Consider the following 21,037-nt stretch of genomic DNA (forward strand, 5'->3'; position numbering starts at 1 on the left):
AATGGAAAACATAACAATAAAATCAATTAATTATAGAATTTTCATATCTCCCATTCACTTACAAAACAAAACTTAAATCCACATTTTTGCTTTCATTTAAGAAAAATTATTCTGCTTTTGTGTCGATGATCACAATCATGTGTGGCAATGATCGTTACATTACTTTCAAAACGAAGGTTATTTTTATTTTAAAGTTTAATTTCGAAAATTATAAACGGAGACCACTATGTTCATTATTTCCAGTAAAAATATGCTCCAGAAGGCCCAGCATGCAGGCTATGCCGTGCCAGCCTTTAACATCCATAACCTGGAAACCTTGCAGGTGGTGGTAGAAACCGCCGCAGAAATGCGCTCACCGCTGATCGTTGCCGGAACACCAGGCACGTTTAGCTATGCCGGAATGGGTAACATTGTGGCGATCGCGGGCGATCTGGCTCGTGAATACAATCTGCCACTGGCCATTCATCTGGATCATCATGAATCGTTAGCCGATATCGAAAGCAAAGTTATGGCAGGGATCCGTTCAGTCATGATCGATGGTTCCCACTTTCCCTTTGAAGAGAATGTGGCGCTGGTGAAAAGCGTGGTCGATTTTTGCCATCGCTACGACACCAGCGTGGAGGCAGAACTGGGCCGCCTTGGTGGGATCGAAGATGATTTAGTGGTAGACAGTAAAGATGCCCTTTACACCAATCCACAGCAAGCACGTGAGTTTGTGGCGCGCACCGGCATTGATTCGCTGGCGGTTGCTATCGGCACGGCACACGGCATGTATGCCGCTGAACCTAAACTTGATTTTGAGCGACTGGCAGAAATACGCGCTCTGGTGGATATCCCTCTGGTATTGCATGGGGCATCTGGTTTGCCGGAAAGCGATATTCGCCAGGCCATCAGCCTTGGGGTATGCAAAGTCAATGTTGCCACCGAACTGAAAATCGCCTTCTCCGACGCCTTAAAAGAGTATTTCCTGCAAAACCCGAAAGCCAATGATCCCCGCCACTATATGCAACCAGCAAAACAGGCGATGAAAGAGGTGGTACGCAAAGTAATTCATGTTTGCGGCTGTGAAGGGCAACTGTGAGGAATCGCCTGTGATCTACACGCTAACACTTAATAGCGCGATTGATATGAATATATTTAGCGATCCTTTACAGCCCAATATTGTCAATCGCACTCACCACACCGAGTTTTGCCCAAATGGTAAAGGGGTAAATGTTGCGCTGGTCCTGGATCACTTTCAAATACCTGCGCATATATTAGGCATTTTTGGAGGTTTCACCGGGAATTATATTGTAGAAAGCCTGCGTACCCGAAAAATGCCAGTCACTCCAGCATGGGTAGAAGAACCCACGCGGATTAATATTTTCATTCATGACGGACAGCAGGAATATAAACTGGTCAACCCTGGCTCATATATTCCAGATGAATGTAAACAACAGATCATCACGATTATTTCGCAACTGCCCGATGCAGAATATCTGGTGATAAGCGGCAGCCTGCCACAAGGTATTGAAAGCCGCTTTTACGCAGAAATTATGCATATTTGTCAGCAAAAAGATATCGGCGTAATTTTAGATATTAGTCATCCGTCATTGCGTCAATTACTGGAGTTCAAACCGTTATTAATTAAACCAAATGATGAAGAGGTTAAAGCAATATTCGGTTTAACTGTCTCTGACGACAATGATGCGAAAAATACTCTTACCACTTTACATGCACTTGGTGCACAAAATGTTCTGCTAACCCTTGGCGCTAAAGGAATGTATTTCTCCAATGGGATTGATTACTGGTTTTGTAACGCGCCAACGGTTGATTTGGTGAGCTCCGCCTGTGCAGGCGATGCTGCACTGGCCGCCTTTCTCAGCCAGTGGTTATCTACAGGAGAAGTGGAATATGCCTTATCTCTTGCCAGTGCAACAGGAGCTGATGTCGCAAGTTCTGCCGGATTAGGCCAACTTGCGGCAATAGAAACCTTACTTTCGCAAATCCACGTCAGAAAGCTGTAGGTTAAATTACAATTTAAGGTCTGCTTATGAAAAAGATCATTGCAGTGACCGGCTGCCCTACCGGTATTGCGCATACATTTATGGCTGAAGAAGCCTTAAAAAATGCCGCGAAAAAATTATCTGTTGAAATAAAAGTTGAAACCAATGGTGCCAGCGGTGTTGAAAATGCTATTCAACCTGCTGATCTGGTAGATATTTCCGGAGTCATTATTGCGGCGGATAAAGATGTCTTACCTGATCGGTTTAATGGTTTACCGGTTATTGAAGTACCGGTAAAAGAAGCAATCCATCATCCTGCGGAGCTGATTAACAAAGTTATTAATGGTGAAGCCCCAATACGTAAAGGCGAATCAATCACCAGCACGGAAATTATCGAAAAAGAATCACTGGGGCGACAAATTTATAAGCACCTGATGAGTGGTGTTTCAAATATGCTGCCTTTTGTAGTTGCCGGAGGCATATTAATTGCGGTGTCGTTTTTATGGGGGATTTATTCCGCTGATCCTAATTCAGCTCAATACAATGCAACCGCCGCTATGCTAATGAAAATCGGTCAGCAAGCCTTTTCGATTATGGTTCCGGTCTTTACCGCTTATATTGCATTCTCTATTTCTGGCAGACCAGGGATGGTGGCTGGGTTTGTCGGCGGCTTACTGGCAAATGCTACCGGCGCAGGATTTCTCGGTGGGATAATTGCCGGATTCGCCGCCGGTTACCTGATGTTATGGGTAAAGAATCGACTCGAAGGCTTACCGCGTCAGTATGAAGGCCTGAAATCGATTTTTATTATGCCGCTCATTGGCGTACTGGTTATTGGCGTGTTGATGTCGCTGCTTGGGCAACCTGTCGCAGCTATCAATAATAGCATGATGAACTGGCTGGCATCTCTACAGGAAGCGAATCCAATATTGCTGGGTATTGTGGTGGGTGCAATGTGCTCCTTTGATTTTGGCGGCCCGGTAAACAAAGCCGCTTATGTCACCGGCACGCTTTTACTGGGCCAGGGCAACTTCTACTTTATGGCTGGTGTGTCTGCCGCATGTATTACTCCACCACTGGTAATTGCTCTGGCGACCACCTTCTTTCCAAAAGGTTTTAGCGAGGAAGAACGTGCCGCAGGCATGGTTAACTATATCCTCGGTTGTACACACATCACTGAAGGCGCGATTCCTTTCGCAGCGAAAGATCCTTTGCGTGTCATCCCGATGATGATGATTGCTTCCAGCATTTCCGCGGTACTTAGCTACAGCTTGCGTATTCAGGTTCCGGCTCCTCATGGCGGCTTCTTAATTTTACCTTTGGTGAGTCAGCCGCTGGCCTGGGTGTTATGTATCCTTGCAGGCTCTGCATGTGGTGCGGTGATGCTTGGCCTATGGAGATTGTGGGCTGTGCGCAAAAATTCAGTCAACACAACTCCTGTAGTAAAGGCTGGAGGTCAGAATGCAGCTCTGTGAACACGATATTTTTATCAGCGATGAGCGCCTCGATAAAGTCACCGCTCTGCACCGTGTGGTGGAAAAGTTATCTGCGGCTGGCAATACCACGCCTGACTATTTACGCGGCATGTTGGATCGCGAAGCACAGATTTCCACTTATCTGGGCAATGGAATCGCGATCCCACACGGTACGCCAGAGTCTCGCGATGCGGTATTACAAACCGGTGTAAAGGTAATCGTTTTTCGCCACGGCGTTGACTGGGGTGACAGCAACACCGCGTATCTGGTCACCGGAATTGCCGCGCGCTCCAATGAACATCTTGAGATTTTGCGCCAACTGACTCGCGTGCTCAGCGATGACGCTATTCTGCAAGCACTGGCTAAAGCCGAATCCCCCAGTCAGGTTTTAGCGCTACTGACTGGATCGACGACCAATACGCCAGCAGCCGTGGAGTTGCAGGAGGGTGAGCAGGCAACGTTTGTCATCCATAATCCGCATGGTTTACATGCCAGACCCAGTGCGGTACTAGTGAAGTTTATCAAACAGTTTCAAAGCCACATTACGGTAGAAAATCTGGATAACGCCTCCGGCCCGGTGGACGGGAAAAACCTGATGCGTGTGGTGTCGCTCGGCGCGAAAAAGGGGCATCGCTTGTTGTTCCGGGCGCAGGGCGAAGATGCACAGCAGGCACTACGTGAAATCGAGGAGCTTATCGCCTCTGGTGCAGGCGAGATGATCACCGTTCCTGTTACCCCACCACCAGAAGCCATGAAGCCAAAGCGCAGTTGGCTATCTCGATTGTTTAATTAGCCTTCGTTTGTTCCTCCGTGCCCGCTCCGGCGGGTACGGTTTTTCATGACAAAGTGAAATTACAGACATTACACATCCTTTCGTAACCTTACATTTTCTTTCGCAACTTTCATTTATCAGATCAAAATCACAAAACAACATTACGAAAGCCTATAAATTCTTTCGAAGATAACAAACGAAAGAATTCGGAGATAAAAATGAAAGGAATAATTGCTCGTCATAAAGCAGGAGAACATCTGGGCATCTGTTCAGTTTGTTCTGCTCATCCCCTGGTTATCGAATCAGCTCTGCTTTTCGATCTCAATACTGACAACAAAGTATTGATTGAAGCGACCTCTAACCAGGTTAATCAGTTTGGCGGTTATACCGGCATGAAACCGGCTGACTTTCGTGATTTTGTCTATGGCATCGCCCAGGAAGTGGGATTTCCACGCGAACGGCTTATTTTAGGCGGCGATCACCTGGGACCTAACTGCTGGCAAAACGAACCGGCAGCGGCGGCAATGGAAAAGTCGGTTGAGTTAATAAAAGCGTATGTCGCCGCTGGTTTTAGCAAAATTCACCTGGACGCGTCGATGTCCTGCGCAGATGACCCGACACCGTTGGATCCGATGGTCGTTGCACGCCGTGCCGCCGTGCTTTGTAAAGCAGCAGAAGAGACCGCAAACGAAGAACAAAAATGCCATCTGACTTATGTCATCGGCACGGAAGTGCCCGTTCCTGGCGGTGAAGCCAGTACCATCGGCAGCGTTCATGTCACCCGCGAAGTCGATGCTGCCCGTACGCTGGAAACTCACCAAATCGCGTTTCGTGAATCAGGTCTGGAAGAAGCACTGTCACGCGTGATCGCCATTGTGGTGCAACCGGGCGTTGAATTTGATCATACCCAGATTATCCACTATCAACCGCAGGCCGCTAAAGCGCTTTCCGACTGGATCAAAGAGACGCCGATGGTCTATGAAGCACATTCGACTGATTACCAAACTCGCCAGGCCTACCGTGCGCTGGTACGCGATCATTACGCCATTCTGAAGGTCGGCCCGGCGCTCACTTTCGCGCTGCGCGAAGCCATTTTTGCACTTGCGCAAATGGAAAACGAGCTGATCTCCCCGGAACAACGTAGCCGCGTGATGGAAGTTATCGATGAAGTGATGCTCAACGAGCCAGGCTACTGGAAAAAATACTACCGCCCCACCTGGAGCCAGGCGATGGTCGACATCCACTTTAGTTTGTCTGACCGTATTCGCTATTACTGGCCGCACCCGCGTATTCGTCAAAGCGTAGAGAAGTTAATCGCCAATCTGAATAACGTCACATTGCCGCTGGGATTAATTAGCCAGTTTATGCCCGTACAGTTTGAACGCCTGTCTGAGGGCGTGCTCACCCCCACGCCGCATAACCTGATTATTGACAAAATTCAGGATGTTCTGCGCGCTTATCGCTTCGGTTGCACGCCGGATGTCGCCTGAATAATGGAGAATTTATGAGCCAACTATTTGTCCGAACCGGAATCACATTCGACTCGAGCCAACAGGCGCTGGCGCACATTGGCAAAGAGATGCTGGCGAAAGGCGTGGTACATGATAGTTATCCGCAGGCGCTGGTGGAACGTGAAGCGTCTTTTCCTACCGGCATTGCGCTGGAGCGTCACGCCGTCGCTATCCCTCATTGCGAGGCGGTTCATGCGAAATCACCCGCTATCTATCTGATTCGTCCAGATAAGCCGGTCATGTTTCAACAGGCGGATGATGACGAAGAGATTGCCGTTTCGTTAATCATCGCCTTAATCGTTGAAAACCCGGCGGCACAGCTAAAACTTCTGCGCCGCCTGTTTAGTGAGCTACAGAACCCAAGCACCCTCGATGCCCTGTTAAGCGCGCCGGATGCCGAACTGGCGATACGCTTTCAGGAAACCATCCTTGAGCCTGAGCAGTGCGTCCAGGTTTGATAATAAATTGATAATAATGAGGAATACCCTATGAAACGTAAAGTAATTGTGGCCTGTGGCGGTGCGGTTGCAACCTCAACGATGGCTGCGGAAGAAATTAAAGAGCTGTGTGATGCCAACCATATTGAGCTCGACTTAGTGCAATGCCGGGTCACCGAAATCGAAACCTATATGGACGGCGCCGATCTTATCTGTACCACTGCCAGGGTCGATCGCGCCTTTGGTGATATTCCCGTCGTTCACGGTATGCCTTTTGTTTCCGGCGTGGGTATTGAAGCATTACAGCAAAAAATTCTGTCCATTCTCATGGGGTAACGTATGTTTAGCGAAATAATGCGTTATATCCTCGACTTAGGCCCAACGGTGATGTTGCCTCTGGTGATCATCGTGTTCTCTAAACTGCTGGGAATGAAGCTTGGGGATTGTTTTAAATCGGGTTTGCATATTGGTATCGGCTTCGTGGGTATTGGTCTGGTCATCGGCCTGATGCTGGATTCTATCGGCCCCGCGGCGAAAGCCATGGCGGAACATTTCCAAATCAATCTCCACGTTATTGACGTCGGCTGGCCGGGTTCATCGCCCATGACCTGGGCGTCACAAATCGCGCTGGTCGCGATCCCTGTCGCCATCGGGGTTAACGTCCTGATGCTGGTGACCCGCATGACCCGCGTGGTGAATGTCGATATCTGGAATATCTGGCACATGACCTTCACGGGCGCCATGCTGCATCTGGCGACCGGTTCATACTGGCTGGGGATTCTGGGCGTTGTGGTTCATGCCGCCTTTGTCTACAAACTGGGGGACTGGTTTGCCAAAGATACCCGCGACTATTTTGGCCTCGAGGGGATTGCTATCCCACACGGTTCATCCGCGTACCTGGGCCCCGTGGCGGTGCTCGTTGATACCATCATCGAGAAAATTCCGGGTCTCAATCGTATTCACTTTAGCGCAGATGATGTCCAGAAACGCTTCGGACCGTTTGGCGAGCCGGTGACTGTCGGCTTCGTGATGGGGCTGGTGATTGGTGTACTGGCAGGCTACGACGCCAAAGCCGTTCTGCAACTGGCGGTCAAAACCGCAGCGGTGATGCTGCTTATGCCACGCGTCATTAAACCTATTATGGATGGCCTAACGCCTATCGCGAAACATGCGCGTAAACGTCTACAGGCCAAATTTGGCGGGCAGGAGTTCCTGATAGGCCTTGATCCAGCGCTACTGCTCGGTCATACCTCTGTTGTCTCCGCGAGCCTGATATTCATTCCGCTGACCATCCTGATTGCCGTCTTAGTACCGGGGAACCAGGTGCTGCCGTTCGGCGATCTCGCCACCATCGGTTTCTTTGTTGCGATGGCGGTCGCGGTACACCAGGGCAACCTGTTCCGCACGCTGATTTCAGGTGTCATTATCATGGGTATCACCCTGTGGATAGCCACCCAGACGATTGGCCTGCATACCCAACTGGCTGCCAATGCCGGAGCGCTAAAAGCTGGCGGACAAGTCGCCTCGCTGGATCAGGGCGGTTCCCCCATCACCTGGCTGCTGATTCAACTTTTTACCTGGCAGAATATCGTCGGCTTCGCCGTCATTGCCATTATCTATCTGGCCGGCGTACTGCTGACCTGGCGTCGCGCCCGACAGTTTGTCGCGGCTGAGAAAGCCACGGCGCTACAGCAAAATCAAATCGCCTCTTAATTTTAGGGGAGCAATCGCTCCCCTCACCTTCCTGGAGAATGTTATGAAATCAGTGGTTATTCACGCTGAGGGAGACGTGCGCGTTGAAGAACGTCCCTTACCACAACTGCAAGCTGAAGACGATGTGTTGGTCAAGGTCGTTAGCTCGGGGCTTTGCGGGTCGGATATCCCGCGTATTTTCGCGCAGGGCGCCCATTATTATCCTATTACGTTAGGTCATGAATTCAGCGGCTACGTTGAATCCTACGGCACAGGCGTAACGGATATGCAGCCTGGCGATGCCGTCGCTTGTGTCCCGCTTCTTCCCTGCTTTCACTGCCCGCAATGCGAACGCGGTTACTTTTCTTTATGCAAACAGTATCAGTTTGTAGGATCGCGCAGTGAAGGCGGTAATGCGGAATATGTGGTGGTCAAACGGGCCAATCTTTTCCGCTTGCCGTCTGATATGCCGATTGAAGATGGCGCGTTTATCGAACCGATTACCGTGGGCTTACACGCCTTTCATCTGGCGCAGGGCTGCGAGGGGAAAAACGTAATTATCGTCGGTGCCGGGACAATTGGCCTGCTGGCCTTACAGTGCGCGCGGGAACTGGGCGCGCGAAGCGTAACGGCGATTGATATCAATCCGCAGAAACTGGAACTTGCGAAAGCGCTCGGCGCAACGCATACCTGTAATAGCCGGGAAATGACCGCCGACGACATCCAGACCGCGTTGTCCGACATTCAGTTTGATCAACTGGTTCTCGAAACGGCAGGAACTCCCCAGACCGTCTCGCTGGCTATCGATATCGCCGGGCCGCGCGCGCAACTGGCGCTGGTGGGCACGTTACATCACGATCTCACCCTGACAACGCGTACATTCGGGTTAATTTTGCGTAAAGAGCTCACGCTCCTCGGCAGTTGGATGAACTACTCCGCGCCATGGCCAGGAGAAGAATGGGAAACCGCAGCGCGCCTGTTGGCTGAAAAACGTCTTCAACTGACCCCTCTCATTGCCCATCGCGGCGATGCGGAAAGCTTTGCAGAAGCAGTCAAAGCGCTTAATGGCGCGCCCATGCAGGGTAAAATCTTACTTCAACTTTCCTGATGGTACGAGCCAGCAACCTGCGCTGGCTCACATTTCCTTTCGAAATTTAGCGTTCACCTTTCGCAATCCTTCGATTAAACTAGTTACAGTTAATTATCAGGCAAATCAATATGAACTCATTTGAGCGAAGAAATAAAATTGTCGACCTGATTAATACGCAAGGCAGCGTACTGGTGATGGACCTTTCAAATACCTTTGGTATTTCTGAAGTGACTATCCGTGCTGACCTGCGTCTGCTGGAAGAGAAAGGCCTTGTCACCCGTTTTCATGGCGGCGCGGCAAAACCGGGAAGTCATCTGGCGGAAGGCGACAATCAGGAAGTCATTCTGGAAGATCGGTATCAACTCGCCAGCGATCCGAAAAAGCGGATTGCCCAGGCGGCTGCGGCAATGGTTGAAGAAGGAATGACCATCATTCTGGATAGCGGGAGCACAACATTACTGATTGCGGAAGCGCTCGCGCGAAAAAGCAATATTACGGTGATCACTAACAGCTTGCCTGCCGCTTTTACGCTATCAGAAAATAAAGATCTCACGCTGGTGGTTTGCGGCGGTACGGTACGGCATAAAACCCACTCAATGCACGGCACGATTGCGGAACGATCGCTACACGGCATCAGCGCCGATGTCATGTTTGTCGGGGCGGATGGCATTGATGCGACAAACGGTATTACCACGTTTAACGAAGGTTATTCCATTAGCGGCGTCATGGCGGCGGCGGCACACAAAGTTATCGCGGTACTGGACGCGACCAAATTTAACCGTCGCGGCTTTAACCAGGTATTGCCGATGGACAAGATCGACTGTGTGATAACCGATGACACTATCAGCAAACAGGATAAAGCGGCATTAGCGAAAACAGGCGTGGAATTAATGATCGTCTAAAAAGGAGTCGGTTATGCGTTGCTGATCGCGAGAGTAAGTCCGAAGGAAAGGTCCGGCCCGCTATCACCGCCCAATGCCCCCATCACTTTACCCACATCAATCACCTGATTGAGTATTAACGCGATGGCGATAAAAGGCGGTTCCCGGGCGCTCGCTTTTACTCTTCCTGCTGCCCCAGCGCATACTTATACAGCGCATTTTTCTTCACGCCGTGAATTTCTGCTGCCAGCGCCGCCGCTTTTTTCAGCGGCAGTTCTGCCTGTAGCAGCGCCAGCGTGCGCAGCGCGTCGGCGGGCAGGTCGTCTTCTTGCGCTTTATGCCCTTCGACAATCAGCACCATTTCGCCTTTGCGACGGTTTTCATCTTCTTTGACCCACGCCAGCAGCTCGCCGACCGGCGCGCCGTGAATGGTTTCCCAGGTTTTGGTCAGCTCACGCGCCAGCACCACGTAGCGGGATTCGCCCCACACGGCCACCATATCTTCCAGGCTATCCAGCAGACGATGGGTGGACTCATAAAAAATCAGCGTTCGCGGCTCCGCTTCAACCGCCTTCAGCGCATCACGGCGGCCTTTGGATTTCGCCGGTAAAAAGCCTTCATAGCAGAAACGGTCGGATGGCAGGCCAGCGGCGCTCAGGGCGGCAATCGCCGCACACGGCCCCGGTAGCGGCACCACGCGAATCCCCGCTTCACGGCAGGTACGTACCAGGTGATAGCCGGGGTCATTAATTAGCGGCGTACCGGCGTCGGAAACCAGCGCAATGTTCTGCCCTTCTTTTAGCTTCGCGACCAGCGTTTCCGCTTTTTGTTGTTCGTTATGGTCGTGCAGCGCAAACAACCGGGCATTAATCCCAAAATGTTGCAGTAATAAACCGGTATGACGAGTGTCTTCAGCGGCAATTAAATCAACGGCTTGTAAAACTTCCAGCGCGCGTTGAGTAATATCAGCCAAATTCCCGATAGGAGTAGGTACAATAAAGAGTTGGCCCTGAGAATTATCCGCCGATTCGTTTTGTTTCATTGTGTCGTCCGTATTGCCGATTTAATATTGAGCATTGCGTAAAAAAATATCACTGGATACAGTATGGTACCCTCAACATTTTCTCGTTTGAACGCCGCGCGCGCGCTGCCTGTCGTCCTGGCTGCGCTACTTTTCGCCGGGTGCGGCACCCAGGCGCCAGATCAAAGCGCAGCCTATATGCAGGGTTCAGCGCAAGCTGACTCCGCCTTTTACCTGCATCAGATGCAGCAAAGCGCAGATGATAGCAAGACCAACTGGCAATTACTCGCCATTCATGCACTGCTGAAAGAAGGAAAAAGCCAGCAGGCCGTCGACCTGTTCAACCAACTCCCGCAAAATCTGAACGATGCCCAGCGTCGCGAACAGTCTTTATTAGCGGTAGAAATCAAACTGGCGCAAAAAGATGTCGCAGGCGCGCAGGCCTTGCTGGATAAACTAAAACCCGCCGACTTTGCGCCACATCAGCAAGCACGTTACTGGCAGGCGCAGATCATTGCCAGCCAGGGACGCCCGTCGCTTACCCTGTTGCGGGCGTTAATCGCCCAGGAACCGCTACTGGCGGCGAAAGATAAACAAAAAAATATCGACGCAACCTGGCAGGCGCTCTCCGCCATGACGCAAGATCAGGCCAGGACGCTGGTTATCAACGCCGATGAAAATGTGCTTCAGGGATGGCTGGATCTGCAACGCGTCTGGTTTGACAACCGCAACGATCCGGACATGCTGAAAGCCGGGATCGCCGACTGGCAAAAACGCTACCCGCAAAATCCGGGGGCAAAAATGCTGCCGACGCAGCTCGTCAATGTACAACGTTTCAAACCAGCCTCCACCAGCAAAATCGCTCTGCTGCTGCCGCTGAACGGTCAGGCTGCCGTGTTTGGCCGTACCATCCAGCAAGGTTTCGAAGCCGCGAAAAACCTCGGCACCCAGGCGGTGGAAATGCAGCCTGCCGCCGCGCCTGACGCGCCGGTCGAACCTGGCGTGGAGGAGACGCAACCACAAATGACCGACGGCGTCGCCAGTCCGTCGCAGGCCTCGGTGAGCGATCTGACTGATGACGCTCCATCCCAGTCCGCTACGCCAGTCAGCGCGCCACAAACTCCCCCTGCTACAGCAAGCGCGCCGGCGGATCCCTCCGCTGAATTAAAAATCTACGATACCTCTTCCCAGCCGTTGGATCAGGTGCTTGCTCAGGTTCAGCAAGATGGCGCCAGTATCGTGGTCGGGCCGCTGTTGAAAAACAATGTGGAAGCGCTGATGAAAAGCAACACGCCGCTCAACGTGCTGGCGCTCAACCAGCCGGAAACGGTACGTAGCTTCCCTAATATCTGCTATTTCGCGCTCTCTCCAGAAGATGAAGCCCGTGACGCGGCGCATCATATTTATGACCAGGGCAAGCAGTCGCCGCTGCTGTTGATTCCACGCAGCGCGCTTGGCGATCGCGTGGCGAACGCCTTCACCCAGGAGTGGCAAAAACTGGGCGGCGGCATCGTGTTACAGCAAAAATTCGGCTCCGTAGCCGAGCTGAAAATGGGCGTGAACGGCGGCGCGGGTATCGCGTTGACGGGCAGTCCGGTCGCCGCCAGCGTGCCTGCGCAGCCGGGCGTCACCATTGGCGGTCTGACTATCCCTGCGCCGCCGACCGACGCGCAAATCACCGGCGGCGGACGCGTAGACGCGGTCTATATTCTGGCTACGCCGGAAGAGATTGGCTTTATCAAACCGATGATCGCCATGCGTAACGGCACCCAGAGCGGCGCGACGCTGTATGCCAGCTCTCGCAGCGCGCAAGGCACCTCCGGCCCTGACTTCCGTCTGGAGATGGAAGGTTTGCAATACAGTGAAATTCCTATGCTGGCAGGCGGCAATATGCCGTTGATGCAGCAGGCGCTGAGCGCTGTACATAACGACTATTCTCTGGCGCGGATGTACGCCATGGGCGTGGATGCCTGGACGCTGGCGAACCACTTTTCGCAGATGCGTCAGGTGCAGGGGTTTGAGATCAATGGCAATACCGGCGCATTAACCGCCAGCCCGGATTGTGTGATTAACAGGAAGTTATCATGGCTCAAATACCAGCAAGGGGAGATTGTTCCCGCCAGCTAACGCGTAAACAGGCTGGCGACGCGTGGGAAGCTGCCGCGCGTCGCTGGCTGGAAAGCCAAGGACTGCGGTTTATCGCCGCCAACGTGCGCGAGCGCGGCGGCGAAATCGATCTGATCATGCGCGACGGAAAAACGACGGTTTTTGTTGAGGTCCGCTATCGGCGCTCCGGGCTTTATGGCGGCGCGGCGGCCAGTGTGACCCGCAGCAAGCAACACAAATTATTACATACTGCCCGCTTGTGGCTCGCCCGCCAGAATGGGAGTTTTGATACTGTGGATTGTCGGTTCGATGTGTTAGCCTTCACCGGAAATGAGATTGAGTGGTTTCGGGATGCGTTTAACGACCACTCATAATTGAAGATTTTAAGGATTAGCGTGCTCGAAAGAATCAAAGTTTGCTTTACAGAAAGCATTCAAACTCAAATTGCTGCGGCGGAAGCGCTTCCGGATGCCATTTCCCGCGCCGCCATGACGCTGGTTCATTCCCTGCTTAACGGCAATAAAATCCTCTGTTGTGGGAACGGGACGTCCGCGGCCAACGCACAGCATTTTGCTGCCAGCATGATTAACCGCTTTGAAACGGAGCGACCCAGTTTACCCGCCATTGCACTAAATACCGATAATGTGGTCTTAACTGCGATCGCTAACGATCGCCTGCACGATGAAGTTTATGCAAAACAAGTCCGGGCGCTGGGACATGCAGGCGATGTTTTATTGGCGATCTCTACGCGTGGTAATAGTCGCGATATCGTAAAAGCCGTTGAAGCAGCCGTCACGCGTGACATGACCATTGTGGCGCTAACCGGGTATGACGGGGGCGAGCTGGCCGGACTATTAGGGCCGCAGGATGTCGAAATTCGTATCCCTTCACACCACAGCGCGCGCATTCAGGAAATGCATATGCTGACGGTAAACTGCCTGTGCGATTTGATCGATAACACGCTTTTTCCTCACCAGGATGATTAAGGAGTACACATGAAGGCATTTTCGCCGCTCGCAGTCCTTATTTCTGCGTTGCTATTGCAAGGTTGCGTCGCCGCCGCGGTAGTGGGTACGGCAGCCGTCGGCACCAAAGCCGCAACCGACCCGCGTAGCGTGGGCACCCAGGTGGATGACGGAACGCTGGAACTGCGTGTCAGTAGCGCGCTGTCGAAAGATGAGCAAATCAAAAAAGAGACGCGCATCAATGTCACGGCTTATCAGGGCAAAGTTTTGTTAGTGGGCCAGTCGCCAAACAGCGAACTCTCCGCACGCGCGAAACAGATAGCGATGGGCGTTGAAGGCACCACCGAGGTCTATAACGAGATTCGCCAGGGTGAGCCTATCGGCCTGGGGACCGCCTCTAACGATACCTGGATCACCACGAAAGTTCGCTCACAGCTACTGACCAGCGATCAGGTAAAATCGTCAAATGTGAAAGTCACCACCGAAAATGGCGAAGTGTTCCTGCTGGGCCTGGTGACTGAACGTGAAGGTAAAGCGGCAGCGGACATCGCCAGCCGGGTGAGCGGCGTGAAACGCGTGACCACCGCCTTTACGTATATTAAGTAACCGGTGTGCCGGGTGGCGATAAGAATGTGTAAACCGCGTCGCCATCCGGTAAATCATCCGGCTTCGCTACCCCGCTTTTTCCCGCAGTTGCGATGAGGTCAGAATCGTCACGCCTTCTTGTGCTGGCGCCAGCGCTTCCGCCAGCATGGCCCGCGCCACATCCCGCGCATCAATCGATTTCCAGTTTCCTGGCAACAGCCGAAATAGCGGAGCGAAAAGCGTTTCATTCACCCGCCGCGTTGTTCTGTCGCCGAGCAGCATAGAAGGCCGGGCAATCGTCAAACGAGGCCATTTTTGCGCGATTAACGCCTCCTCCATTTCTCCTTTCACCCGATTGTAGAAAAACGGAGAGTGCGCGTTTGCTCCCATTGCGCTGACCACCACCATGTGCTGCGCGCCCAGTCGACGCCCGGTCAGCGCGGTATCAACCACCAGCGTATAATCCGCATGAATAAACGCCGCTTTACTTCCCGCTTCACGCCGGGTCGTGCCCAGGCAGCAAAAAACAATATCTACCGGGTCGGTCACCTGAGCTAACGCGTCGGTAAGCTGCGGATCGTGAGGGTTATAAACGCCGACAATATCCGTCAGCGGGCGACGCGTCGGCGCGGCGATAGCGCTCACCTGCGGCGTGTTGATTAACATTCTCAGCAGATGTCCGCCGACCAGTCCGGTCGCGCCGGTAATCAGTACCTGACTCATCCTCGCTCCTTTACAGATTTGTCCACCTTGCACTCTCGGCCCTATCGACCAGGCTTAATAGTCTACGAGGTAAGTATCCATCATTGTGGAAAATTTGCCTTACCCGACGCCACCACTGCGGAGGAAACGCATGAGTAAGAAAATTGCCGTTTTGATTACCGATGAATTTGAAGATTCAGAATTTACCTCGCCGGCAGCAGAATTCCGTCAGGCCGGCCATGAGGTCATCACCATCAAAAAAGAGGCGGGTAAAACGGTGAAAGGAAAAAAAGGCGAGGCCAGCGTCACCATTGATAAGGCTATTGATGACGTTCGTCCCGACGAGTTCGACGCCTTGCTATTGCCGGGAGGCCATTCGCCGGACTACCTACGCGGCGACAGCCGTTTCGTGGATTTTACCCGCGATTTCGTTAACAGCGGTAAACCGGTTTTTGCCATTTGCCACGGCCCACAGTTGTTGATCAGCGCCGATGTCATTCGTGGCCGCAAACTCACGGCGGTGAAACCGATTATTATCGATGTGAAGAATGCGGGCGCGGAATTTTACGATCAGGAAGTCGTCGTCGATAAAGATCAGCTGGTGACCAGCCGCACGCCTGACGACCTGCCGGCATTTAACCGCGAGGCGCTACGCCTGCTGGGCGCGTGAGTCGCGTAACCAGTGCAGTTTTTTACCAAACCCCAGCGTGTTGTCGGTGAATTTAATTTCATCCAGCCGGATTTCCCATACCGGCGCTGGCAGCACCCTGGCGACCGGGAAGCGACGAAGGTAAGCTTTACGCGCGGCGTCGCTCTCCTGCCCCTCCAGACGGCGAATTTCCCCTTTAAACTGTACGCCGCGAATGCGCGCCACCGTTTTCGGCTGACCATTGACCGTTCCCGCAACTGGCGCGCACGCGCCGGACATTTGCGCATGGCGGGTTTTATCATCCGTTAACAGATACAGCGCGACGTTTTGCGCATCAAACAAATAAAACGCATTGGCGCACCACAGCTCTCCCTCATGGTGTACGCACCAGGTCACCACGTGTTGTTTCGCCAGCCAACGGCCAATAGCGGTAAGTGTGTCCATCTTTATTCTCGCTTATACTGGGAACCTGAAAATTATCATGCTGATGGCGACAATGACACCCTGGTATCTGTATCTGATTCGAACCGCAGACAATGCGCTTTACACCGGAATCACCACCGATGTAGCGCGTCGTTACAGGCAGCATCAAACGGGAAAAGGCGCAAAAGCATTACGGGGAAAAGGCGAGTTAACGCTGGCGTTTGCGGCGCAGGTCGGCGATCGCTCGCTGGCCCTGCGCATAGAGTATCGCATCAAACAGCTCACAAAGCGCCAGAAGGAGCGCCTTGTGACGGAACGCGAAGCGTTTGAGGCGCTGCTGTCCAGCCTGCAAACGCCGGTGCTTAAAAACGATTGAAGTGGTCGTGATACTCCACCAGCCCCGTCACGCCTTCCAGCGCATCCTCAGCCAAACGGTGTACCTGGAAAGCGCTTTCCGTACCGGGCCAACGGCAGTGAAGATCGTAATGTGCGGCCAGTTCAAAACCGAAGCGGCTATATAACGCCGGGTCGCCCAACGTCACGACCGCCGCGTAGCCGAACTCGTTGAGCGAATCCAGCCCTTCATACACTAACTGGCGCGCCAGCCCTTGCCCGCGATACTTTTCATCGACCGCCAGCGGCGCCATGCCGACCCACTGTAAATCTTCGCCCTGCACATCAACCGGGCTAAAGGCGACATAGCCCACCACCTGGCCTTCATCATCCGTGGCCACCAGTCCAAGCGTCAGAAAACCATCTTCACGCAAATCGTGAACCAGCTTCGCTTCCGCATCGCTTTCGAATGAACGGCGTAACAGCGCATCGATACCAGGCGCATCAATGGGAATTTCTACTCGAATTAGCATGGTTCACCTACCGAGGTCTGTTTGGTTTCCGGCGAGTTTTTCATTCCCGCCTCAACAAAATCCGCCAGTTGCAGCAGCATAACGCGTAACGCTTTCGGCATCTGCTCCAGTTCGATGGCGTCCATCAGATTCTTCACATACAACCCTAACTCAGTATCGCCTTCAATGACCAGTCGACGCTGGAAAAAGAGCGTATCCGGATCCTGTTTACGGGCGGCGATCATTAGCAGATCGCTGGCGTCGGCGCTAAAACTGACGTCGGCATCTGCCTGCTGGCTAACGATCAGTTTTTCATTTTCAACCGTGGTATACCATTTTAAGTCGATGTCACGAACATGAATGCTTAACCAACGACCTTCGAGGAATTCCAGCTCTCCATCGGCCAGCGCCTGACGAAACTGCCAGCTCAGAACCTGTTCCAGAACCTGGCGCTTTAGCGCAAAGGGCGTCAGTTTAACCGGTACACTCATCAGAGACGGGCCAGCATGGACTAAGCGTGAACGCAGTTTATCTAACACGAGCTTTACTCCCTGTTTCAATAGTCCTGTTATTTTGCCATATCCAATAAATCACATGGCGGCGTAAATCAACAATTGGGTCTGATTTTCTACCCCATTATTGGTGTTACCAATACGCCTTTAACTGCCTTAAATCAAAAATTGTCGCAGCAAGGTTAACTAAAATCCCTGTTCGTTAACAATTTTGCGTCTCAGACGTAACCCTCAGGATAAATTATGGAGCTGCTCTGCCCTGCCGGAAATCTCCCGGCGCTGAAGGCGGCCATCGAAAACGGCGCTGACGCCGTTTATATCGGGTTAAAAGACGACACCAATGCCCGTCATTTTGCCGGCCTTAACTTTACCGAAAAAAAATTGCAGGAAGCGGTGAGTTTTGTTCACCAGCATCGCCGCAAATTACACATCGCCATTAATACTTTTGCACATCCGGACGGCTATGCCCGCTGGCAGCGCGCCGTGGATATGGCGGCGCAGCTTGGCGCCGACGCGTTGATTCTCGCCGACCTCGCTATGCTGGAATATGCCGCAGAGCGTTACCCGCATATTGAGCGCCATGTTTCCGTTCAGGCTTCGGCAACCAACGAAGAGGCGATTCGCTTTTATCACCGCAACTTTGATGTCCACCGTGTAGTACTGCCGCGTGTACTGTCGATTCACCAGGTAAAACAACTGGCCCGCGTCACGCCGGTGCCGCTGGAGGTATTCGCGTTTGGCAGCCTGTGCATTATGGCGGAAGGTCGCTGCTATCTTTCTTCTTATCTGACGGGGGAGTCGCCCAATACCGTCGGCGCCTGCTCGCCCGCCCGCTTTGTCCGTTGGCAGCAAACGCCGCAGGGGCTGGAATCGCGCCTGAATGATGTCCTGATTGACCGTTACCAGGATGGCGAAAACGCGGGCTACCCAACGCTGTGTAAAGGCCGCTATTTAGTGGACGGCGAGCGCTATCACGCGCTGGAGGAGCCAACCAGCCTGAACACGCTGGAACTACTGCCGGAGCTCATGGCGGCGAACATCGCTTCGGTGAAGATCGAAGGTCGCCAGCGCAGCCCGGCCTATGTCAGCCAGGTGGCGAAAGTGTGGCGCCAGGCGATAGATCGCTGCAAAGCCGCCCCGCAAAACTTCGTTCCACAGCGCGACTGGATGGAGACGCTCGGCGCGATGTCCGAAGGCACCCAAACCACGCTTGGCGCATATCACCGTAAATGGCAGTGAGAGGAGCTATGAAATATTCCTTAGGACCGGTGCTTTATTACTGGCCGAAAGAGACGCTGGAAGATTTTTATCAGCAGGCCGCAAAAAGCAGCGCTGATGTCATTTATCTGGGTGAAGCGGTGTGCAGCAAGCGTCGCGCGACCAAAGTCGGCGACTGGCTGGAAATGGCGAAATCCCTCGCCGCCAGCGGTAAGCAGGTGGCGCTCTCCACCCTGGCGCTGGTACAGGCGTCATCTGAATTAAGCGAGCTGAAACGCTATGTGGACAACGGCGATTTTCTGCTGGAAGCCAGCGATCTTGGCGTGGTGAATCTGTGCGCCGAGCGCAAACTGCCGTTTGTCGCCGGCCATGCGCTGAACTGCTACAACGCGGTCACGCTGCGCCGGTTGCTGAAAGAAGGCATGGTACGCTGGTGTATGCCAGTGGAGCTGTCCCGCGACTGGCTGGTGAATTTGCTTAATCAGTGCGATGAACTGGGCATCCGCAATCAGTTTGAAGTGGAAGTGTTGAGCTACGGCCATCTGCCGCTGGCCTACTCCGCTCGCTGCTTTACCGCCCGTTCGGAAGACCGCCCGAAAGATGAGTGCGAAACCTGCTGTATCAAGTATCCAAACGGTCGTGACGTGTTCTCGCAAGAGAATCAGCAGGTGTTTGTGCTTAACGGTATTCAGACCATGAGCGGCTATGTCTATAACCTTGGCAACGAACTGACGTCGATGCAGGGATTGGTCGATATCGTGCGGCTGTCGCCGTTGGGTACGGAGACATTTGCCATGCTTGATGCCTTCCGCGCTAACGAAAACGGCGGCGCGCCATTACCGCTTGCCGCCCATAGCGACTGTAACGGCTACTGGAAGCGGCTGGCCGGGCTGGAGCTACAGGCCTAGCCGGATGGCGGCATCAATACCTTAATCCGGCCTACAAATAGCGCTCCCGTAGGCCCGATAAGCGCAGCGCCATCGGGCATTGTTTTTGCCGTCAGCCTCATAAAGCTCACTTTGTTAACAACATTCGCTAATCTTTAATGCAGTATTAAAAGATTAACCGGTAACAAAGTGAGCCGTTATGACTGACAAAACTATTCCGTTCTCAGTGCTGGATCTGGCGCCGATCCCTGAAGGAGCTTCGGCAAAAGAAGCCTTCTCCCATTCGCTCGATCTGGCACAACTCGCTGAAAAGCGCGGCTATCACCGCTACTGGCTGGCAGAACATCACAACATGACCGGTATCGCCAGCGCGGCGACCTCGGTATTGATTGGTTATCTGGCGGCCAATACCACAACATTACATCTTGGCTCCGGCGGCGTGATGCTGCCTAACCATTCACCGCTGGTAATTGCCGAGCAGTTCGGTACGCTGAATACGCTCTACCCGGGACGTATCGACTTAGGGTTGGGACGTGCGCCGGGTAGCGATCAGCCGACGATGCGCGCGCTACGTCGCCATATGAGCGGCGATATTGATAACTTTCCACGCGATGTCGCAGAGCTGGTGGACTGGTTCGACGCCCGCGATCCCAGCCCGCTGGTGCGCCCGGTGCCCGGCTACGGCGAGAAGATCCCGGTCTGGCTGCTGGGCTCCAGCCTGTATAGCGCGCAACTGGCGGCCCAGCTTGGGCTGCCGTTTGCCTTCGCGTCGCATTTCGCGCCGGATATGTTGTTGCAGGCGCTGCATCTGTACCGTACCCAGTTCAAACCTTCAGCACGGCTGGAAAAACCGTACGCGATGGTGTGTATCAATATTATCGCCGCCGACAGCAACCGCGACGCGGAATTCCTGTTTACCTCCATGCAGCAGGCTTTTGTGAAGCTACGCCGTGGGGAAACCGGCCAACTGCCGCCGCCGGTTGAGAATATGGAGACCTTCTGGTCGCCATCCGAGCAGTATGGCGTGCAGCAGGCGCTGAGTATGTCGCTGGTCGGCGATAAAGCGAAAGTCCGTCACGGGCTGGAATCCATCCTGCGGGAAACCCAGGCGGATGAAATTATGGTAAACGGGCAAATTTTCGATCATCAGGCGCGGCTGCATTCGTTTGATTTGGCGATGGATGTGAAGCAGGAATTGTTGGGGTAGCGCGTTGTTTTGCCCGGTGGCGCTTCGCTTACCGGGCCTACAGCATCAAGTAGGCCGGATAAGGTGCAACCGCC

24 protein-coding genes are annotated in these 21,037 nt (G+C 53.1%); 19 read left to right on the forward strand and 5 right to left on the reverse strand.

Annotation, left to right across the window (positions count from 1 at the left end; translation table 11 throughout):
• The first annotated feature begins 226 nt into the window (after nucleotides 1–226).
• From ACLD11_RS00655 to ACLD11_RS00700, 10 genes are all read left to right on the forward strand, one after another.
• Complete coding sequence (locus ACLD11_RS00655) at nucleotides 227–1,081, forward strand: tagatose bisphosphate family class II aldolase (RefSeq protein ID WP_000469985.1); 855 nt, start codon at nucleotides 227–229, stop codon at nucleotides 1,079–1,081.
• 10 nt (nucleotides 1,082–1,091) lie between these two features.
• Nucleotides 1,092–2,006 carry a 1-phosphofructokinase gene (gene pfkB / locus ACLD11_RS00660; RefSeq protein WP_411014402.1) on the forward strand — a complete coding sequence of 305 codons (915 nt, stop codon included), beginning with the start codon at nucleotides 1,092–1,094 and terminating at the stop codon, nucleotides 2,004–2,006.
• Nucleotides 2,007–2,032: 26 nt separating this feature from the next.
• Nucleotides 2,033–3,460 carry a PTS fructose transporter subunit IIC gene (locus ACLD11_RS00665; RefSeq protein WP_411014403.1) on the forward strand — a complete coding sequence of 476 codons (1,428 nt, stop codon included), beginning with the start codon at nucleotides 2,033–2,035 and terminating at the stop codon, nucleotides 3,458–3,460.
• On the forward strand, nucleotides 3,447–4,253 hold the full coding sequence (locus ACLD11_RS00670) for an HPr family phosphocarrier protein (RefSeq protein WP_411014404.1): 807 nt from the start codon (nucleotides 3,447–3,449) through the stop codon (nucleotides 4,251–4,253). The genes ACLD11_RS00665 and ACLD11_RS00670 overlap by 14 nt, the downstream gene beginning before the upstream one ends.
• Nucleotides 4,254–4,450: 197 nt before the next feature.
• Entirely contained in the window at nucleotides 4,451–5,722 is a 1,272-nt protein-coding gene (gene gatZ, locus ACLD11_RS00675; RefSeq protein ID WP_411014405.1) for a tagatose-bisphosphate aldolase subunit GatZ, read from the forward strand.
• Nucleotides 5,723–5,736: 14 nt separating this feature from the next.
• On the forward strand, nucleotides 5,737–6,201 hold the full coding sequence (gene gatA, locus ACLD11_RS00680; RefSeq protein WP_000080445.1) for a PTS galactitol transporter subunit IIA: 465 nt from the start codon (nucleotides 5,737–5,739) through the stop codon (nucleotides 6,199–6,201).
• 30 nt (nucleotides 6,202–6,231) lie between these two features.
• Nucleotides 6,232–6,516 carry a PTS galactitol transporter subunit IIB gene (gatB, locus tag ACLD11_RS00685; RefSeq protein WP_000824293.1) on the forward strand — a complete coding sequence of 95 codons (285 nt, stop codon included), beginning with the start codon at nucleotides 6,232–6,234 and terminating at the stop codon, nucleotides 6,514–6,516.
• Between the two features lie 3 nt (nucleotides 6,517–6,519).
• Nucleotides 6,520–7,893: a galactitol-specific PTS transporter subunit IIC gene (locus ACLD11_RS00690; RefSeq protein WP_411014406.1), complete on the forward strand. Its 1,374-nt coding sequence runs from the start codon at nucleotides 6,520–6,522 to the stop codon at nucleotides 7,891–7,893.
• A gap of 43 nt (nucleotides 7,894–7,936) precedes the next feature.
• On the forward strand, nucleotides 7,937–8,980 hold the full coding sequence (gatD, locus tag ACLD11_RS00695) for a galactitol-1-phosphate 5-dehydrogenase (protein ID WP_000844174.1): 1,044 nt from the start codon (nucleotides 7,937–7,939) through the stop codon (nucleotides 8,978–8,980).
• A gap of 110 nt (nucleotides 8,981–9,090) precedes the next feature.
• Entirely contained in the window at nucleotides 9,091–9,864 is a 774-nt protein-coding gene (locus tag ACLD11_RS00700; protein WP_001083899.1) for a DeoR/GlpR family DNA-binding transcription regulator, read from the forward strand.
• A gap of 157 nt (nucleotides 9,865–10,021) precedes the next feature.
• On the opposite strand, the gene rsmI is transcribed toward ACLD11_RS00700, so the two are convergent.
• The gene (gene rsmI / locus ACLD11_RS00705) at nucleotides 10,022–10,885 is read right to left on the reverse strand and encodes a 16S rRNA (cytidine(1402)-2'-O)-methyltransferase (RefSeq protein ID WP_411014407.1); all 864 of its coding nucleotides are present in this window, start codon (nucleotides 10,883–10,885) and stop codon (nucleotides 10,022–10,024) included.
• A gap of 63 nt (nucleotides 10,886–10,948) precedes the next feature.
• Between rsmI and ACLD11_RS00710 the strand changes: the two genes are divergently transcribed.
• Genes ACLD11_RS00710 through dolP form a run of 4 tightly spaced genes read left to right on the forward strand, consistent with a single transcriptional unit; the run spans nucleotide 10,949 to nucleotide 14,541 of the window.
• Nucleotides 10,949–12,991, forward strand: a complete 2,043-nt coding sequence (locus tag ACLD11_RS00710; protein ID WP_411011348.1) for a penicillin-binding protein activator — start codon at nucleotides 10,949–10,951, stop codon at nucleotides 12,989–12,991.
• Nucleotides 12,949–13,344, forward strand: coding sequence for a YraN family protein (locus tag ACLD11_RS00715; RefSeq protein ID WP_411011349.1), 396 nt, complete (start codon nucleotides 12,949–12,951; stop codon nucleotides 13,342–13,344). Before ACLD11_RS00710 ends, ACLD11_RS00715 begins: the two co-directional genes overlap by 43 nt.
• A 21-nt stretch (nucleotides 13,345–13,365) precedes the next feature.
• Nucleotides 13,366–13,956 carry a DnaA initiator-associating protein DiaA gene (diaA, locus tag ACLD11_RS00720; protein ID WP_000893481.1) on the forward strand — a complete coding sequence of 197 codons (591 nt, stop codon included), beginning with the start codon at nucleotides 13,366–13,368 and terminating at the stop codon, nucleotides 13,954–13,956.
• A gap of 9 nt (nucleotides 13,957–13,965) precedes the next feature.
• The gene (dolP, locus tag ACLD11_RS00725) at nucleotides 13,966–14,541 is read left to right on the forward strand and encodes a division/outer membrane stress-associated lipid-binding lipoprotein (RefSeq protein ID WP_001650801.1); all 576 of its coding nucleotides are present in this window, start codon (nucleotides 13,966–13,968) and stop codon (nucleotides 14,539–14,541) included.
• Nucleotides 14,542–14,607: 66 nt separating this feature from the next.
• On the opposite strand, the gene ACLD11_RS00730 is transcribed toward dolP, so the two are convergent.
• On the reverse strand, nucleotides 14,608–15,243 hold the full coding sequence (locus ACLD11_RS00730) for an NAD(P)H-binding protein (RefSeq protein WP_094963816.1): 636 nt from the start codon (nucleotides 15,241–15,243) through the stop codon (nucleotides 14,608–14,610).
• Between the two features lie 130 nt (nucleotides 15,244–15,373).
• On the opposite strand from ACLD11_RS00730, the gene yhbO reads away from it, so the two are divergent.
• A complete protein-coding gene (yhbO, locus tag ACLD11_RS00735) occupies nucleotides 15,374–15,892 on the forward strand; it encodes a protein/nucleic acid deglycase (RefSeq protein ID WP_411014408.1) in 519 nt (172 codons plus the stop codon).
• Here the strand turns inward: yhbO and ACLD11_RS00740 are convergent.
• The gene (locus tag ACLD11_RS00740) at nucleotides 15,872–16,315 is read right to left on the reverse strand and encodes a YhbP family protein (RefSeq protein ID WP_000380404.1); all 444 of its coding nucleotides are present in this window, start codon (nucleotides 16,313–16,315) and stop codon (nucleotides 15,872–15,874) included. The genes yhbO and ACLD11_RS00740 overlap by 21 nt on opposite strands.
• 37 nt (nucleotides 16,316–16,352) lie before the next feature.
• Here ACLD11_RS00740 and ACLD11_RS00745 point away from each other — a divergent pair, with 37 nt between their 5' ends.
• On the forward strand, nucleotides 16,353–16,670 hold the full coding sequence (locus ACLD11_RS00745; RefSeq protein ID WP_000928379.1) for a GIY-YIG nuclease family protein: 318 nt from the start codon (nucleotides 16,353–16,355) through the stop codon (nucleotides 16,668–16,670).
• On the opposite strand, the gene ACLD11_RS00750 is transcribed toward ACLD11_RS00745, so the two are convergent.
• Both ACLD11_RS00750 and ACLD11_RS00755 read right to left on the reverse strand, forming a co-directional pair.
• On the reverse strand, nucleotides 16,657–17,160 hold the full coding sequence (locus ACLD11_RS00750) for a GNAT family N-acetyltransferase (RefSeq protein WP_000908562.1): 504 nt from the start codon (nucleotides 17,158–17,160) through the stop codon (nucleotides 16,657–16,659). The genes ACLD11_RS00745 and ACLD11_RS00750 overlap by 14 nt on opposite strands.
• Nucleotides 17,154–17,678: an SCP2 domain-containing protein gene (locus ACLD11_RS00755; RefSeq protein WP_000884721.1), complete on the reverse strand. Its 525-nt coding sequence runs from the start codon at nucleotides 17,676–17,678 to the stop codon at nucleotides 17,154–17,156. The genes ACLD11_RS00750 and ACLD11_RS00755 overlap by 7 nt, the downstream gene beginning before the upstream one ends.
• A 216-nt stretch (nucleotides 17,679–17,894) precedes the next feature.
• Between ACLD11_RS00755 and ACLD11_RS00760 the strand changes: the two genes are divergently transcribed.
• From ACLD11_RS00760 to ACLD11_RS00770, 3 genes are all read left to right on the forward strand, one after another.
• The gene (locus tag ACLD11_RS00760; protein WP_000421309.1) at nucleotides 17,895–18,890 is read left to right on the forward strand and encodes a peptidase U32 family protein; all 996 of its coding nucleotides are present in this window, start codon (nucleotides 17,895–17,897) and stop codon (nucleotides 18,888–18,890) included.
• Entirely contained in the window at nucleotides 18,881–19,777 is an 897-nt protein-coding gene (locus tag ACLD11_RS00765; protein ID WP_077905270.1) for a U32 family peptidase, read from the forward strand. The genes ACLD11_RS00760 and ACLD11_RS00765 overlap by 10 nt, the downstream gene beginning before the upstream one ends.
• A gap of 178 nt (nucleotides 19,778–19,955) precedes the next feature.
• Nucleotides 19,956–20,963 carry a luciferase-like monooxygenase gene (locus ACLD11_RS00770; RefSeq protein WP_411014409.1) on the forward strand — a complete coding sequence of 336 codons (1,008 nt, stop codon included), beginning with the start codon at nucleotides 19,956–19,958 and terminating at the stop codon, nucleotides 20,961–20,963.
• Nucleotides 20,964–21,037 lie beyond the last annotated feature (74 nt).

It is taken from the genome of Salmonella sp. 741265116_PST (assembly GCF_046567715.1).
Classification (GTDB): domain Bacteria; phylum Pseudomonadota; class Gammaproteobacteria; order Enterobacterales; family Enterobacteriaceae; genus Salmonella; species Salmonella enterica.